The sequence below is a fragment of the Amycolatopsis sp. NPDC041971 genome, from assembly GCF_055588925.1.
Genome location: NZ_JBVJCE010000022.1, coordinates 163603 through 180050 on the forward strand (window position 1 = coordinate 163603; position 16448 = coordinate 180050).

At 68.1% G+C, this 16448-nt stretch carries 12 protein-coding genes; 6 read left to right on the forward strand and 6 right to left on the reverse strand.

All coding sequences use genetic code 11. From position 1 onward, the window contains the following. Positions 1–495: 495 nt before the first annotated feature. From ACZ6DT_RS34510 to ACZ6DT_RS34520, 3 genes are all read right to left on the reverse strand, one after another. Positions 496–765, reverse strand: coding sequence for a hypothetical protein (locus tag ACZ6DT_RS34510; RefSeq protein ID WP_465603130.1), 270 nt, complete (start codon positions 763–765; stop codon positions 496–498). A 173-nt stretch (positions 766–938) separates the two neighbouring features. Next, entirely contained in the window at positions 939–2891 is a 1953-nt protein-coding gene (gene glpK / locus ACZ6DT_RS34515) for a glycerol kinase GlpK (protein WP_465603132.1), read from the reverse strand. 13 nt (positions 2892–2904) lie between these two features. Continuing rightward, entirely contained in the window at positions 2905–3672 is a 768-nt protein-coding gene (locus ACZ6DT_RS34520; protein ID WP_465603134.1) for an IclR family transcriptional regulator, read from the reverse strand. Positions 3673–3823: 151 nt separating this feature from the next. Here ACZ6DT_RS34520 and ACZ6DT_RS34525 point away from each other — a divergent pair, with 151 nt between their 5' ends. The 3 genes from ACZ6DT_RS34525 to glpD are packed head-to-tail and all read left to right on the forward strand — an operon-like array spanning position 3824 to position 7892. Continuing rightward, complete coding sequence (locus ACZ6DT_RS34525) at positions 3824–4645, forward strand: MIP/aquaporin family protein (RefSeq protein ID WP_465603135.1); 822 nt, start codon at positions 3824–3826, stop codon at positions 4643–4645. Between the two features lie 11 nt (positions 4646–4656). Continuing rightward, on the forward strand, positions 4657–6174 hold the full coding sequence (glpK, locus tag ACZ6DT_RS34530; protein ID WP_465603137.1) for a glycerol kinase GlpK: 1518 nt from the start codon (positions 4657–4659) through the stop codon (positions 6172–6174). A 5-nt stretch (positions 6175–6179) separates the two neighbouring features. Beyond that, on the forward strand, positions 6180–7892 hold the full coding sequence (gene glpD, locus ACZ6DT_RS34535; protein WP_465603139.1) for a glycerol-3-phosphate dehydrogenase: 1713 nt from the start codon (positions 6180–6182) through the stop codon (positions 7890–7892). Between the two features lie 965 nt (positions 7893–8857). On the opposite strand, the gene ACZ6DT_RS34540 is transcribed toward glpD, so the two are convergent. Further along, the gene (locus ACZ6DT_RS34540) at positions 8858–9589 is read right to left on the reverse strand and encodes an SDR family oxidoreductase (RefSeq protein ID WP_465603141.1); all 732 of its coding nucleotides are present in this window, start codon (positions 9587–9589) and stop codon (positions 8858–8860) included. 113 nt (positions 9590–9702) lie between these two features. On the opposite strand from ACZ6DT_RS34540, the gene ACZ6DT_RS34545 reads away from it, so the two are divergent. Further along, positions 9703–10179 carry an Rrf2 family transcriptional regulator gene (locus tag ACZ6DT_RS34545; protein WP_125797055.1) on the forward strand — a complete coding sequence of 159 codons (477 nt, stop codon included), beginning with the start codon at positions 9703–9705 and terminating at the stop codon, positions 10177–10179. A gap of 82 nt (positions 10180–10261) precedes the next feature. Here ACZ6DT_RS34545 and ACZ6DT_RS34550 read toward each other — a convergent pair whose 3' ends face one another. Then, positions 10262–11548, reverse strand: a complete 1287-nt coding sequence (locus ACZ6DT_RS34550; protein ID WP_465603143.1) for an MFS transporter — start codon at positions 11546–11548, stop codon at positions 10262–10264. A 67-nt stretch (positions 11549–11615) separates the two neighbouring features. Here ACZ6DT_RS34550 and ACZ6DT_RS34555 point away from each other — a divergent pair, with 67 nt between their 5' ends. Beyond that, complete coding sequence (locus ACZ6DT_RS34555) at positions 11616–12566, forward strand: Lrp/AsnC family transcriptional regulator (protein ID WP_465603145.1); 951 nt, start codon at positions 11616–11618, stop codon at positions 12564–12566. Here ACZ6DT_RS34555 and ACZ6DT_RS34560 read toward each other — a convergent pair. Further along, positions 12556–13362: an NmrA family NAD(P)-binding protein gene (locus ACZ6DT_RS34560; protein ID WP_465603147.1), complete on the reverse strand. Its 807-nt coding sequence runs from the start codon at positions 13360–13362 to the stop codon at positions 12556–12558. The genes ACZ6DT_RS34555 and ACZ6DT_RS34560 overlap by 11 nt on opposite strands. A gap of 278 nt (positions 13363–13640) precedes the next feature. On the opposite strand from ACZ6DT_RS34560, the gene ACZ6DT_RS34565 reads away from it, so the two are divergent. Next, a complete protein-coding gene (locus ACZ6DT_RS34565) occupies positions 13641–16217 on the forward strand; it encodes a glycoside hydrolase family 3 protein (RefSeq protein WP_465603166.1) in 2577 nt (858 codons plus the stop codon). Positions 16218–16448: the final 231 nt, after the last annotated feature.

Genomic DNA, 16448 nt, shown 5'->3' on the forward strand with positions numbered 1-16448 from the left:
CCGAATCGCCACTCACGACCCACCCGACCCAAGGCGGCCTGCTGTCGTGCTGGGTGACGGTTGGGCGGGGTGGGTTCCGGGCGTTGACCGTCCGGGATCGTCCTGCTCGGTGGTGGTGGGTGCTTGATCGAGCACCGAGACCCGAAAATCGCCTCGACGATGTAGGAATCGGGACACTCAACGTCCCGATTCCTGCATCGTCGACACCCGGCACGCGCTGAGCGGTCAACCCTCGTGCCGCGTCGGTCGGGTGGGTCGTGAGTGGCGTTCCGGGTTCGGGCGGGCCCTCTCGTAGGTACCGACTGTGTGACCTGCGGGGTTGCAGTACATGAAGGAGCCCTTCTTGTACCTAGGCGCAAGGATGGGGGCCTTTATGCACTGGGGAGGGGTGTGACTAGTGACGCTACTGAGGCTCGAGGTGTCGTTCCGGACCCATCCGCAGTAGGTACCTAAGACACCCTTGGCCCTAACCCGAATCGCCACTCACGACCCACGTCAGACCAGTTCGGAGGAGACGACCGAGTTCAGCCCTCGCAGCCGGTCCAGCAGGGGCTCGACCTCGTCCTCGGCGAGCAGGACGGCGCAGGTCATGGCGCTTTCCCGGACCCCGTCGCGGACGTCGACCGACAGGTCGTGGACGAGGCAGCCGAGCGCGTCCACCAGGGCGGGGATCTGTCCGACGCCGCCGACGAAGTAGGTCGCGATCCGGCGGCGGACCAGCATGGACGAGCGCGGGGCGGGAATCTGGAACGAAACAGCGGACATCGTGGGCTCCGAAGGCTGGGAAACGTACAGGCCGTGGAGGGCCAGGTCCCGGAAAATGCCCCGTGTCGAGGGGTCGCCGGAATGCGCGCCGGCGACCTGGTTCAGCCGGCGCGCTTGACTACGAGTCGAGTCCAGCGGCGCACGGCGACAGGCTAGCACGACCTACCGGCGAGTCACGAGAGCCGCAGCCGGGAGCCCTGCTCGCGAACATGCGCGGCGGAGCCGCAGTCGAGATCCAGTTGCCGCTGCCGTTCGGCCACGAACGCGCGGCCGAGGCCGGTGCGGTCCGAAGTGGACAGTGTTCGCCGGAGTTCGTTCAGCAGCCCGCGTTCCTCCGTGCGGATATGCGCGTCCACCGAATTCTCCAGTGCTGCCAACGCTTTCTCGGAGTCGGCGGATTCCAGGACAGCCAGCAGTTCGGCGGCGAGCCCGCTTTCTGTCGCATCGGGACGGATGATCCGTGCCGTCGCGGTGGCGTGGGCGACCAGCGACGCCGAAAGTTCCGCGATCAGTGCCGGACGGTCGGCTTCGTCGTTGCGGAGGTCGCGGAACAACTGCTCGATCCGGCGGTGATCGGCCAGGACGACCTCGACCAGGTCGGAGCCTGGGGGAGCGGCCGTCGGGCCAGGGCGCATCCAGCCGAAGGTCAGCTCCACGGCTTGACGCCAGTGCCCGTATTCACTGTCGCGGCGAGCGGGGTCCATCGTGGGCAGCCACTGTCCGGCCCGGTGCCAGTTCCGGCGCAGCCCTTCCAGATCCGGCCAGTACCCGACCGACAGCCCGGCCGCGTACGCCGCGCCCAGTGACACCGTCTCGGCGACCATCGGGCGGACCACCGGCACGTCGAGGACGTCCGCGACGAACTGCATCAGCAGGTTGTCGGCGGTCATTCCACCGTCCACTTTGAGCGTCGACAGCGCGAGCCCCGAATCGGCGTTCATCGCGTCGACGACCTCGCGGGTCTGCCAGCCCGTCGCCTCCAGCACGGCCCTGGCGAGATGCCCCTTGGTGATGTACGACGTCAGGCCGGCGATCACGCCGCGCGCCTCGCTGTGCCAGTGCGGCGCGAACAGGCCGGAGAAGGCGGGCACGATGTAGCAGCCGCCGTTGTCCTCGACCGTCCGCGCCAGCGTCTCGATCTCGGGCGCGCTGCCGATCAGTTCGAGCCCGTCCCGGAACCACTGCACCAGTGATCCGGTGACCGCGATCGACCCTTCCAGCGCGTACACGGCGGGCTCGTCGCCGATTTTGAACCCGACGGTGGTCAGCATGCCGTGCGTCGAGAGCACCGGCGTCGGACCGGTGTTGAGCAGCAGGAAGCTGCCCGTGCCGTACGTGCACTTCGCCTCGCCGGGCGCGAAGCAGGTCTGGCCGAACAACGCCGCCTGCTGGTCGCCGAGCGCCGCCGCGATCCGGATCCCCGGGACCACCCGCGACGTCGTTCCGTACACCTCGGTCGACGGGCGGATCTCCGGCAGCATCGCGCGCGGGACGTCGAAGAACTCCAGCAGCTCGTCGTCCCAGGACAGCGTCCGCAGATTCATCAGCATGGTGCGCGAGGCGTTGGTGACGTCGGTGATGTGGACGCCGCCCTCGGGTCCGCCGGTCAGGTTCCAGATCAGCCAGCTCTCGACCGTCCCGAACAGCACGTCGCCGCGCTCGGCACGTTCCCGCAGGCCAGGGGTCCTTTCCAGCATCCACCGGATTCGCGGTGCGGAGAAGTACGTGGCCAGCGGCAGCCCGCACAGCCGCCGGACGCGGTCGGCGCCCGGTTCGCGGGCGAGTTGTTCGAGCATCGCGTCGGTGCGGGTGTCCTGCCAGACGATCGCGCGCCCGACCGGATTGCCGGTGTGCCGGTCCCACAGCACCGTCGTTTCCCGCTGATTCGCGATGCCGAGACCGACCACCTGTGCCGGTTCGACACCGGCGTCGGCGAGCGCCTGCGGCACGATCCGGCCGACGTTGCGCCAGATCTCGGTCGCGTCGTGCTCGACCCAGCCGGGCCGGGGGAAATGCTGCTGGTGTTCGCGCTGCGCGACCGAGACCAGCCTGCCGCGGGCGTCGAACAGGATGCACCGCGTCGAAGTGGTGCCCTGGTCGATCGACATCACGTAGCGCTGGACCACGCGAGCACCTCCATCACCATCGGGACGCGCCGAGATCGCGGGAGACCGCCCGTGCCGCGTCACGCACGTGGCCGAGCAGCCGCGGGCTCGGACTGCCGTCGGCTTCACAGATCCGTTCCGTCGCGCCGGACACGCCGATCGCGCCGACCACGATGCCGCCGTGGCCGCGGATCGGCGCCGCGATCCCGGCCTCGCCGGTGATCATCTCGCCGTTCTCGCTCGCCCAGCCCGCCTCGCGCACCTTGCCGCACGCGCGTTTGATCGCCGTCTGGGTGACCAGGGTCCGGCGGGTGTAGGCCTCCGGTCCGCCGCCGCGCAACGATGCCACGAGGCCGGTGTCGTAGGCCAGAAGCACTTTTCCGAGCGCCGTCGCGTGCAACGGCAGAAGCGTGCCGACGTCCAGGGTCTGCAGGCTGTCGTCGGGCCGGAACACGTGGTGCACCACCAGGACCCGGCCCTCCAGTGGCGCGCCGATCCGGACGGCCTCACCGCTGCGGGCGGCCAGGGCGTCGGCCCAGTTGATCGCGCGGGACCGGAGTTCGTTGACGTCGAGGTAGCTCGTGCCGAGGTGCAGCAGTGCCGCGCCCAGTTGGTATTTCCCGGTGTCACGGTCTTGTTCGACAAAGCCGACCCCTTGCAGGGTGCGCAGGATTCCGTGCGCCGTTCCCTTGGCGAGTTCGAGGGAATCGGCGATCTCGCCGACCCCCAGACGTCCCGAACCGCGCGCCAGCAACCGCAGGATCGCGGCGGCGCGCTCGATGGACTGGATCGGACCGGGCACGGCCCAACCGTAGCCCGACCGGCCCTGATTCGACAATGTCGAACATCGTCTCCGGGCGTTCGACAATGCCGACCGGCGTCCGTTGACCCCGGGTTTCCGCGAACTTAACTTCGGCCTCAACAGGGCAACGGTGTCCTTTGTGGAGGAAGCAATGGTGCGAAACCTCAAGGCTCGCGGACTGGCGGGCGAACTGGCGGCGGAGTTCGTCGGGACGATGATCCTCATCCTGTTCGGCTGCGGGGTGGTGGCGCAGGTCGTCGCCGCCGGCATCGGGGATCACGACAGCATCGCGTGGGCCTGGGGGATCGGTGTCACCCTCGGTATCTACGTGGCTTCACGGATCAGCGGCGCGCATCTGAACCCCGCCATCACGGTGGCGCTCGCGGTGTTCAAGGGCTTCTCGTGGCACAAGGTCGCGCCGTACGCCTTGGCGCAGACCGCCGGAGCGTTCGTCGCCGCGCTGCTGGTGCGCTGGAACTACACCGAGGTGCTCAACGCCGCCGACCCCGGCCTGACGATCAAAACGCAGGGTGTCTTCTCCACCCTTCCGGGTAACGGGACCCTCCCGGTGGGCGACTGGGGCGCCTTCCGCGACCAGATCATCGGGACCGCGATCCTCGCGCTGGTGATCTTCGCCATCACCGATCTCCGCAACACCGCGCCCGCCGCGAACCTCGCCCCGGTCGTCGTCGGCTTCCTGGTGGTCGCGATCGGCATGGCCTGGGGCACCAACGCCGGCTACGCGATCAACCCCGCCCGCGACTTCGGCCCGAGGCTGATGTCCTGGCTCACCGGTTACGACACCGCGTTCATCGATCAATACGGCTATCCGTACTGGTGGATCCCCATCGTGGCGCCGGTCATCGGTGCGGTCATCGGCGGCGCGATCTACAAGTTCTTCATCGAGCGCTACCTGCCCGCCGACCCGGCCCCGGAATCCTTGCCCGCCAAGGACATCGAGCGCGTTTCCTAAGGAGAGAAACCATGCCTGACTACATCGGCGCCGTCGACCAGGGCACCACCAGCACGCGCTTCATGATCTTCGACCACGGCGGCAACGAGATCGCCCGGCACCAGCTCGAACACGAGCAGATCCTGCCGAAGCCGGGCTGGGTCGAGCACGACGCCACCGAGATCTGGGAGCGGACCCGTTCGGTCATCGCCACCGCGCTCAACAAGGCGAACCTCACCACGGCCGACCTCGCCGCGCTCGGCATCACCAACCAGCGCGAGACCACTGTCGTGTGGAACCGCCGAACCGGGCGCCCGTACTGCAACGCCATCGTGTGGCAGGACACCCGCACCGACCGGATCGCTTCGGCGCTGGAGCGCGCGGGCAAGGGTGACGTCATCCGCCGCAAGGCCGGGCTGCCGCCCGCCACCTACTTCTCCGGTGGCAAGCTGCAGTGGATCCTGGAGAACGTCCACGGCGTCCGCGAAGACGCAGAAAAGGGCGACGCGCTCTTCGGCACCACTGATTCTTGGCTCATCTGGAACCTCACCGGCGGTCCCGACGGCGGCGTGCACGTGACCGACCCGACCAACGCGTCGCGCACGATGCTCATGGATCTCGAAACCCTGGAGTGGGACGACGAACTGCTGTCGTTCTTCGATATCCCCAAGCAGATGCTGCCGACGATCGCACCGTCGTCGAACAACGGTCACTTCGGCGTCACCCGCGCGGACGGCCCGCTCGGCGGCGAGGTGGCCATCACCGGGGTGCTCGGCGACCAGCAGGCGGCGACCGTCGGACAGGTGTGCTTCCGCCCCGGCGAGGCCAAGAACACCTACGGCACCGGCAACTTCCTGCTGCTCAACACCGGGCACGAGGTCGTGCGCTCGAAGCACGGCCTGCTCACGACGCTGGCCTACCAGTTCGGTGACGAGAAGCCGGTGTACGCGCTGGAAGGCTCCATCGCCGTCACCGGTTCGGCCGTGCAGTGGCTGCGTGACCAGCTGGGCATCATCAGCGGGGCGTCGCAGAGTGAAAGCCTCGCCCGCCAGGTCGAGGACAACGGCGGCGTCTACTTCGTCCCCGCGTTCTCGGGCCTGTTCGCGCCGTACTGGCGTTCGGACGCGCGCGGCGCGATCGTCGGCCTGACCCGCGCCACCACCAACGCGCACTTGGCGCGGGCGACGCTCGAAGCGATCTGCTACCAGACCCGTGACGTCGTCGAGGCCATGCAGAACGACTCGGGCGTCACGCTCGACGTGGTGCGTGTGGACGGTGGCGTGACCGCGAACGAACTGTGCATGCAGTTGCAGGCGGACATCCTCGGCGTGCCGGTGTCGAAGCCGGTCGTCGCCGAGACCACCGCGCTCGGTGCCGCCTACGCGGCCGGGCTGGCCGTCGGGTTCTGGAAGAACACCGACGAGCTCCTGCAGAACTGGAACGAGGACAAGCGCTGGGAGCCGTCGTGGACGGACGAACAGCGCGCCGAGGGCTACGCGGGCTGGCAGAAGGCCGTCGGCCGCACGCTCGACTGGGTCGAGGTCGAGTGAGCCCGATGAACAGGAGGAACAGAGTGACACCCGTACCGCTTTCCCCGGTCTACCGTGCCGAGACGCTGCGCAAGCTCGCCCGGGAAGAGGTCGAAGTTCTCGTCGTCGGCGGGGGAGTGACCGGGGCCGGCGTCGCGCTCGACGCCGCTTCGCGCGGGCTCTCGGTCGCGCTCGTCGAGGCCCGCGACTTCGCCGCGGGCACGTCCAGCCGGTCCAGCAAGCTGATCCACGGCGGGCTGCGCTACCTGGAGAACCTGGACTTCAAGCTGGTCCGTGAGGCGTTGAAGGAACGGAGTCTGCTGCTGCAGACGCTGGCGCCGCATCTGGTCCGGCCGGTGAAGTTCCTGGTGCCGCTCAAACACCGCGTCTGGGAACGCGGCTACATCGGCGCGGGTGTCACGCTCTACGACACCCTCGGCGGAGCGCGCGCCTTGCCGCGGCACCGGCACCTGTCCAAACGCGGCGCGGGCAAGGTCGCCCCCGGTCTCGCGGACGACGCCTTGATCGGCGCCATTCAGTACTACGACGCCCAGGTCGACGACGCCCGCCACACGATGACGATCGCGCGGACCGCGGCGGAACAAGGCGCCTCCGTCCTCACCCGTGCTCGTGTGACGTCGCTGATCCGTGACGGCGAGCGCGTGGTCGGCGCGAAGGTCGTCGACCGTGAGAGCGGCGCGGAGATCGAGGTCCGGGCGAAGACGGTCGTCGCGGCCACCGGTGTGTGGAGCGACGACATGGCCGAGGCGGCGGGCATCCCCGCGCCGTTCACCGTGCGCGCGTCGAAGGGCATCCACCTGGTGGTGCCGCGCGAGAAGATCGACCTGGACACCGGGCTGATCCTGCGTACCGAGAAGAGCGTCCTGTTCGTCATCCCGTGGGGACGGCACTGGATCGTCGGCACCACCGACACCGAATGGGACCTCGACCGCGAACACCCGGCGGCCAGCCAGGCGGACGTCGACTACGTGCTCGACCACCTCAACGCCGTCCTGCGCACGCCGATCACCGCCGACGACATCGAAGGCGTGTACGCCGGGCTTCGGCCGCTGCTGGCCGCGAAGGCGACTTCGACGACGAAGCTGTCGCGGGAGCACGCCGTCGCGCATCCGGTGCCGGGGCTGGTGATCGTGGCCGGTGGCAAGTACACGACGTATCGAGTGATGGCCGCCGACGCGGTCGACGTCGCGGTGGAGGACCTCGGCCGTCCGGCGCCGTCGTCGTGGACCGAGCGGCTGCCGATCGTGGGCGCGACGGGCTACCACGAGCTGTGGGGTGCGCGGCACTCGCTCGCGCAGCGCGCGGGGCTGCCGATCGGCCGGATCGAGCACCTGCTCCAGCGCTACGGCACCGCGATCGACGACATCCTGGAGTCGATTTCGGAGCGTCCCGAATTGGGCGAGCCGATCCCGGGAACCGCGGAGTACCTGAAGGCGGAGGTCGTTTACGCCGTCTCGCACGAGGGCGCGCTGCACCTGGAGGACGTCCTGACGCGGCGCACGCGGATTTCCATCGAGGAGCGTGACCGCGGCGTGACGGCGGCGCCGGTGGTGGCGGAGCTGATGGCGCCGCTGCTGGGCTGGGACTCACACAAGCGGGAGCGTGAGGTCACCAATTACCTCGCCCGGGTCGAAGCGGAACGCTCCGCCCAGGCCCAGCCGGACGACGAAGCGGCGAACGCCAGCCGTCTCGCCGCTCCGGCGCTGCTGCCGAGCTGACGTGGGCTGAAGGCCCTTCACCGCATGCGACGCGGTGAAGGGCCCCTTCCCTCGGCTGAGCCGCAAGGCCCCGGCAAAGTCGCATAACAGCTGGTCAAGCCGACGGCGGGCTCGTCACAGTGGCCTGACACCTTGGGTCGCGGCGCTCTCCGGTCCGTGAAGGCCTTCTTACCTACCTTGAGGTTCAGGGTTCCGGCAAAGTCGCATAGCCGCTGGTCGGTGGCGCTTTTGGCGCTTCGAACTGGACTTCCGACGGGGCGGATGACAGGGTGTCCCGAGCGTCAATTGTCCACAAAGGACACCATCCGGCCGCTGGATGTCCATTTGATGCGTTTTTGTACGTTTTTCGACTGGGGTCGTGAGTGAAATTCAGGGCTAGAACCCTCTTTTTCACTCACGACCCGGTCGAAAAACGCCCAAATCGGGCACTATCGACCCGGCTGCGTCCGATGTGGACAGTAGAGAAAGATGTCAGGCGCCTGTGACGAGCCCGCCTCTGTCACCGCAACACCCACTTGACCAGTGTTTATGCGACTTTGCCGGAACCCTGACCTTGAGGGTAGCGAAGGGGCCTTTCGCTACCCTCGGGCGTGATCCCTGGTGACACTGGGACGGCTGTGACGCCCGGCCTCCGGTGGTGGACCATCGGCAGCCGGCCCCGGCACGCCACGTTTGCCTTACCCCTCGATAGAACCCTCCTGATCATTCACGACCCCAGTCAAAAACCGTATATATAAGCATAAAATGGACACGTAGTCGTCAGATAACGTCCTTTGTGGACATTCAGGGTCCGACTCATCCCTCGAGTCAGCCGAATCGCCACTCACCCCCCTGCAGGCTGCCCCCTGCGGACAGTCGACGATGCCCGGTTCGCATCACCATGAGCGCCACCGACCAGCGGATATTCGACTTTGCCGGGACTCTGGCGCTAGACACAAGGAAGGGGGTCTTCACGCGCAGTGCCGTTACTTGAGCCAGTCGAGGTAGCGGGTCTCGGCGATGCGGGCGCCGTCCTTCGTGGTGAGGACGTCGCCCTTGACGGCGGCGAACATGCCCGCGGTCTCGTCGACGGTCACCGAACGCGTGTCTCCCTTGGCGGACAAGGTGATCCGGCCCAGTTCGTCCAGCGGGTACACGTCCGGGCCGCCCAGGTCGAGGGTCCCGTTCAGCGGCTTCCCCGCCGAAACCTCGGAAACGGCGGCGGCGACGTCCGCCGCGGCGATCGGCTGGATCGGCGTGCTGGGCAGGCGGACCGTGGTCTCGTCGGCGGTCCAGGACAGCACGGCGTCGACGAATTCCATGAACTGGGTGGCGCGGACGATCGAGTAGGGGACGCCGCTGTTCTTGAGGATGTTCTCCTGAAGTGTCTTCGCCCGGTAGTAGTCGAGTTCGGGCACCTGGTCGACGCCGACGATCGACAGGATCACGAAGTGCCCGGTGCCCGCCTTCTTCGCGGCGGCGGCGAGGTTGTCCATCGACGTCCGGAAGAACGAGGGGGAGGTGTCGTCGAAAGTCGGCGAATTCGTGAGGTTGACGACCACGTCGGCGCCGTCGAGCGCGGCGTCGAGACCCTGGCCAGTGAGGAGGTCGACCCCGGTGGACGGCGAATGCGGCACCGCCTGGTGCCCGGCCTCGTTCAGGTTCCGCACGACCTGCGAACCGATCAGCCCGGTCCCGCCGATGATCGCGAATTTCATGACCCCGTGCCCTTCTTCGGTAGGTGTCCGCAACTCGGATACCTCATGTCCGAGATAATACTCAGACACATTGTGTCCGAGTCAAGGGGCGAGTTAGAGTCATCCGGGTGAAGATGTCCGGTGGGGTCGAATGGGCCCTGCACTGCTGCGTCGTCCTGACCTCGGTCGACGAACCCGCGCCGGCCGCGCGCCTGGCGCAGCTGCACGACGTCTCGCCGAGCTACCTCGCGAAGCAACTCCAGGCCCTTTCGCGAGCCGATCTCATCCGGTCGGTGCAGGGAAAGGCCGGGGGATACGTCCTCACCCGGCCACCGTCGGAGATCACGGTGCTCGACGTCGTCGAGGCCATCGACGGGCCCGGCCCCGCCTTCGTCTGCACCGAGATCCGCCAGCGCGGCCCGATGGCGACCCCGCCCGAGGCGTGCACGGCCCCGTGTGCGATCAGCCGCGCGATGGCGAACGCCGAAGTCCAGTGGCGAGCGGCGTTGCGCGCGGTCTCCATCGCGGATCTGGCCGACGACGTCAGGGGCGACTACGGTCCGGGCGCCCTCGCCGGAATCGGCGCGTGGTTCAAGGCCGCCGAGGGCTAGCTGAAGGACGCTTTCCCCGCATGCGATGCGAGGAAAGCGTCCTTCGCCTCGTGGGATGAGGGGAAAGTCCCCTTCAGCTCCCTCAAGAGGTCTTCGGCATCAGCGCGGTGGCCGCCATGGTCGCGACCACCAGCACCGCCGCGAGCGAGAACACCTGCGCCGAAGAGTGGCCGCGCAGGAAAACGGTGCCGAACACCGCGATGCCCAATGTCGCGCCCACTTGCTGCACCGCGTTCAGCACTCCGGCCGCCGAACCTGTCTCATGTGGACGGACGACGGACAGCGCCGCGGTGAAGAACGGCACCGTGAACAGCCCAAGGCCGAGCCCGCCGACCCCGAGCGCGAGCGGCAGCGGACCCGCGATCGCCAGCAGGATTCCCGCGAGCAGCAGCGTCAACCCGGCGAAGGCCACCCGAGATCCGAACCGCGGCACAAGCACCTTGCCCGCCACCCAGGAGGAAATCGCCAGCCCGCCCGACCACGGCAGCAATGTCGATCCGGACGCCAGTACGCCGCGGCCCTCGTCGAGTTGCTGGTGCAGGACCACCACGAGCATCACCCCGTTCATCACCGCGAAGAACAACGTCGACGCCGCCAGCGCCGCGGGGAAACCGCGGTGTCCGAACAAACTCGGTTCGATCAGGGGGTGCCGCCGGTTTCGTTGATGGAACCCGAACAGCACCAGCACGACGGCACCGGCGCCGAAGAGGCCCCAATTCCACTGGCCGATCAGCGGGTACACCAGCAGTCCGACGCCGAGAGAGGCGAGCACGGTGCCTTGCACGTCGAGCCGGACCGGACGCTCGGCGCGGTCTTCCGGCAGCAGCCGTCCGGCCATCAGCACCGCGATCGAGATCGGCACGTTCACCAGGAACGCTGCCCGCCAGGACACCAGATCCGTCAGCAGGGCACCGAGCAACGGTCCGCTCACGGCGGACAGGCCGACCACCGGACCGTTCCAGCCGAGCGCCGCCGCCAGTGCCGGACCGGTGAACATGACCTTGATCAACCCGATCGTCTGCGGGATCACCAGTGCCGCCGCCGTGCCCTGCACCGCTCGCGCGCCGATCAGCGAGCCGGTGCTCGGCGCGAGCGCGCAGCACAGCGACGCAAGGGCGAACAGCGCGACACCGGACAGGAACACACGTCGGCGGCCCAACAGGTCACCGAGTCGGCCGCCGGTGATCAGGAGTACCGCGAACGGCAGCGTGTACGCCGCGCCGAACCACTGGATGGCAGAAGGGGCGCCGCCGAGGTCCGCGTGGATCGCCGGGCCGGCGACCTGCGTGATCGTCGAGTCCAGCACGTTCATCGCCTCGGCCGCGAGCAGCGTCGCGAGCGGGACCGACCTGGTCTTCGTCAGTTGCATGATCGAGACCGTGCGGTGAAGATGTCTTCTGTTCCATGAAACCCGCCTCGGTTGGACGAAATATTCCATGCTCGACGACATAGACCGCGCTTTGATCCATGCGCTGCAGATCGACGCTCGTGCGCCGTTCAGCCGTGTCGGCGCGGTGCTCGGCGTCTCCAGCCAGACCGTCGCCCGGCGCTACCAGCGGCTTCGCGCCGAAGCGGGGCTGCGGGTCGTGGGCCTGCCCGATCCCGACCGGACAGGGTTGACGCAGTGGCTCGTGCGGCTCAGCGCGCAGCCCGCCACCGCGCGGACGCTCGCCCGTTCGCTGGCCAGGCGGCCGGACACGTCGTGGGTCAAGCTCACCTCGGGCGGCACGGAGATCGTGACGATCGCGCACACACCGAGGCACGCGCAGAGCGCCATGTTGTTGCACGACATCCCGCGCACCTCCAGCGTCACGGCGGTGTCCGCGCATTTCATCCTGCACACCTATCTCGGCGGCCCGACGGCCTGGCGCGGGCGCGTCACCGCGCTGACCGCAGAGCAGCAGGAGGCGTTGCGGCCGCCGGAATCCCACGCCGGGGAAGCTCCGCTGACCGCGGCGGACCACGCGCTGATCGCCGCTCTCCGGCACGACGGCCGCGCGAGCATCGGGGATCTCGCCACAGCGGCGGGCCTGGCACCGGCGACCGCGGCCCGCCGCCTGGCGGATCTGCGCGCACGAGGTGCGCTCTTCTTCGACGTCGAGATCAGCGCCGCCCTGTACGGCATGACCACGCAGGCGTTCCTGTGGATGGCCGTCGCGCCGGCGGACCTCGACGAGGTGGCGACGACGCTAGCCACCCATGAGGAGCTCGCCGTCGTCGTCGCCACGACCGGGCCCACCAACCTGGCCGCGCAGGCGCTGTGCCCGGATCCCGCCGCGCTACACCACTACCTCACGCGCCGGCTCGGCGCGCTGCGCGCGATCCACACGGTGCACACCGCGCCGGTGCTGGAGATCGTGAAGGCGGTCGGACCGCTCACGGCTTGAACCGGTCGGCGTGTTCGGCGACCCACTGGGCGAAGGTGCGGGCCGGGCGCCCGGTCACCATCTCGATCGTGTCGACGACGGTGCGCGCCTCCACGGGCGGATCGGCGTGCCAGCCGACGACGTATTCGGCGTCCGCGACCGAGACGCCTTCGGCCAGCAGCCGGTCGATCGCCTGCTGCCGCGTGATCCGCTCCAGCGTGATGTCGTGGCCAAGGGCGTTGCCGAGGATCGCGATCCGTTCGCTCGTGGTCAGCGCTTCCGGCCCGGTGAGGTTGCAGACCTTGCCCGAGTGCCCGTCCTCGACGAGAGCGGTGGCGGCGACGGCGCCGATGTCGCCCTCGTGCACCACGGCGCTCGGGAGGTCGAACGGCTCTCGGACCACCTTTTCGGTGCGGATGGAATCGGTCCAGGTCAGGGCATTGGACATGAACTCCTGGGGTTCCAGCCGCGTCCATTCGACCCCGGATTCGGCCATGGCCTGCTCCGTCGGCCCGACGTAGCCGCCCCACACGACGGTCATCCGCCGCACCCCGGCGGCCACGGCGCGTTTGACCAGGTCTGCGCCGACGTCGGCGAGCCCCGCCGTGACGGTGATGTGCAGCCGGTTGACGCCGTCGAGGGCGTCGGTCAGCGTTTCCGGCGCGGTGTGCGTGCCCTCCACCAGTTCGACACCCGCCGGAAGCCGCGCCGCGGCGGGGTTCCTGGTGAGTGCCCGGACGTGTTCCCCACGGCGGACGAGTTCGGCCACCACGTGGCGGCCGGTGTTCCCGGTGGCGCCGGTTACCAAGACGGTCATGAGTAGATTCCCTTCGTTTCCAGCGAAGGTAGAAGCTCAAGTAATGTCGAGGTCAAGAGGGCTGGTGCTGTACACCGCCAAGTGGCGCAATCGAGGGGTGCGGCCGGGTGACTTTCCGGATCTTAGTTTATGGCAAAAATTAACAGCTTCCGTACTGGTCCGAAACTCTTGACGCCGCCGCCGGGCCCGGTGAGGATCGGCCGGTCCCCGCCTCCCGCAGAATGGACCAGACCATGGCAAGACGTGCGCATGCGCGCCGAAGTCCGCTGATCGCCTTGATGAGTCTCACCCTGCTCGGCGGGACCGTGGTGGCCACGCCCGCCGCCGTCGCCGCCGAACAGCCCGTGATCGGAAAGCCCGCGCTCGGCCGGGACGGCTGTGCCCGGATCGAGAAGAGCCTGCCGACGCTCGCGGACTGGCCGAAGGTCGAGAGCCGGTTCAAGGGCAAGGCCGGTGACGAGCAGCGGATCGCCCAGATCCTTCAGGGGATGACCCTGGAGGAGAAGGTCGGGCAGATGACGCAGCCCGAGATCGCCGCGATCACCCCCGACGAGGTCCGGCAGTACTCGATCGGCTCGGTCCTCAACGGCGGCGGTTCGTGGCCGAACAAGGACAAGCACGCCTCCCAGCAGGATTGGCTGAAGCTCGCCGACTCCTACTGGGAGGCCGCGAAGGGCGGCCGGACGAAGATCCCGGTGATCTGGGGCATCGACGCCGTGCACGGCAACAACAACGTGTACGGGGCCACCGTCTTCCCGCACAACATCGGTCTCGGCGCCGCGCACGATCCGTGCCTGGTGCGCGACATCTCCGCGGCGACGGCCCGGCAGATCCGCGCCACCGGTCAGGATTGGGCGTTCGCGCCGACACTGGCCGTCGTCAAGGACGACCGCTGGGGCCGCACCTACGAAGGGTTCTCCGAGGATCCGCGGATCACCAGGGCCTACGGCTACGAGGCGATCAACGGGCTCCAGGACGGCTCGACCAAACGTATCGGCTACAACGGCGTGATCGGCACCGCCAAGCACTTCATCGGTGACGGTGGCACCCTCAAGGGGCAGGACCAGGGCGTCAACCCGTCGTCCGAAGCCGAGATGATCAACGTCCACGGCCAGGGCTACTACGGCGCGCTCGCGGCCGGTTCCCAGACCGTGATGGTGTCGTTCAACAGCTGGACCAACGCCGAACTCGGCATCGGCGAGGGCAAACTGCACGGCAGCGACAAGGCGCTGAACCAGATCCTCAAGGGCAAGATGGGCTTCGACGGCCTCGTCGTGTCCGACTGGAACGGCATCGGCCAGGTTCCCGGCTGCACCAACGCTTCCTGTCCGCAGGCGATCAACGCCGGCATTGACATCGTGATGGTGCCGAACGACTGGAAGGCGTTCATCGCCAACACCGTCGCCCAGGTCGCCGACGGACGGATCCCCGTCTCGCGGATCGACGACGCCGTGACCCGCATTCTGCGCGTCAAGCTGCGCTCGGGGCTGTACGAGTCGCAGAAGCCGTCGGATCGCTCCTACGCGAACTCCGATGAGGCGCTGAAGGAGACCTGGCTGGCGCGCGACGCCGTCCGTTCGTCGCAGACGTTGCTGAAGAACAACGGCAACGTGCTGCCGCTGAAGCCGAAGTCGAAGGTCCTCGTGGTCGGCAAGAGCGCGGACAGCATCCAGAACCAGACCGGGGGCTGGACGCTGAGCTGGCAGGGGACCGGCAACACCAACGCCGACTTCCCCAACGCGACGTCGATCCTCGCCGGGCTCAAGCAGCAGCTGGGTGACGTCAACGTCACCTTCGACGAGAAAGGCGACACCGATCCGAAGGGCTACGACGCGGTCATCGCCGTCATCGGTGAGACCCCGTACGCGGAAGGCGTCGGCGACCTGACCCGCAAAACGTTGGAGGCCTCGAAGCTCTACCCCGAGGATCTGGCCGTGCTGGACAAGGTTCGAGGGAAGGGGGCCCCGGTCGTCACCGTCTACGTCGGCGGCCGTCCGCTGTACATGAACAAGGAGATCAACCGCTCCGACGCGTTCGTCGCGGCCTGGCTGCCGGGCACCGAAGGCGGCGGCGTCGCCGACGTCCTGGTCAAGGGCGGCTTCAAGGGCACCCTGCCGTACTCGTGGCCGAAGAGCGCGTGCCAGACGCCGCTGAACGCTGGCTCGGCGGAGTACGACCCGCTGTTCAAACTCGGTTACGGCCTCAAGACCGGCCAGCGCGTCACCGTCGGGCAGCTGGACGAGACGGCCGGGCCGGTGACCTGCGGCTCGACCGGTGGCGGCGGCACCGCGACCGAGGATCTCGAGGTGTTCAACCGCACCGATGTCGCGCCGTACAAGGGTTTCATCGGCTCGGCGGAGAACTGGGGCGGCACCGAGATCGGCCCGGACGGCACCGCTTCACACGCTGAGATCACCGTCGTCCAGTCCGATGTGAACGTCCAGCAGGACGGGCTCAAGGCGACCTGGACCGGCACTGGCCCGGCGCAGCTCTACTTCCAGAACCCGGCCGGTACCAACGACCTGCGGGGCTATCTGAACGCCGACGCGGCGCTGGAGTTCGACACCGTCGTGCACGAGGCCCCGGTCAACAGAACGGTGATCAGCATGCACTGCGTCTACCCGTGCTTCTCCGAGGTGAACGCGACCAAGCTGTTCACCGATCTGGCGGGGGCGCCGAAGTCGACGGTCAAGATCCCGGTGTCGTGTTTCGCCAACGGGCTGGACCTGGAGAACGTCAACACGCCGTTCCTGGTGTACACCCACGGCCGGTTCTCGGCTTCGATCGCGAACGTGCGGTGGGTGCCCAAGGGAGCGCAGGACCCCGATGCGAGGCCTTGCTCGAGTTTGAGCTGATCCGGTCGTGACCGTCCTAGGGGCCGAAAGTCAAGGGCCTAGTGGGCGGGCTGGGCTGGGCTGAAGGCGTCCTTCGCCGCGTCTGATGCAGCGATGGGGGTCCTTCGGCTCTTGCCGGTCGCGTGAAGGTCGAGTTTGTCGGCCGCCGAAAGTCAAAAGTGTCGTGTCAGGTGGTCGGTCCGTGAAGGCCTCCTTGAGGGACTCTGGGTTCCTCAAGGAGGCCTTCACGGA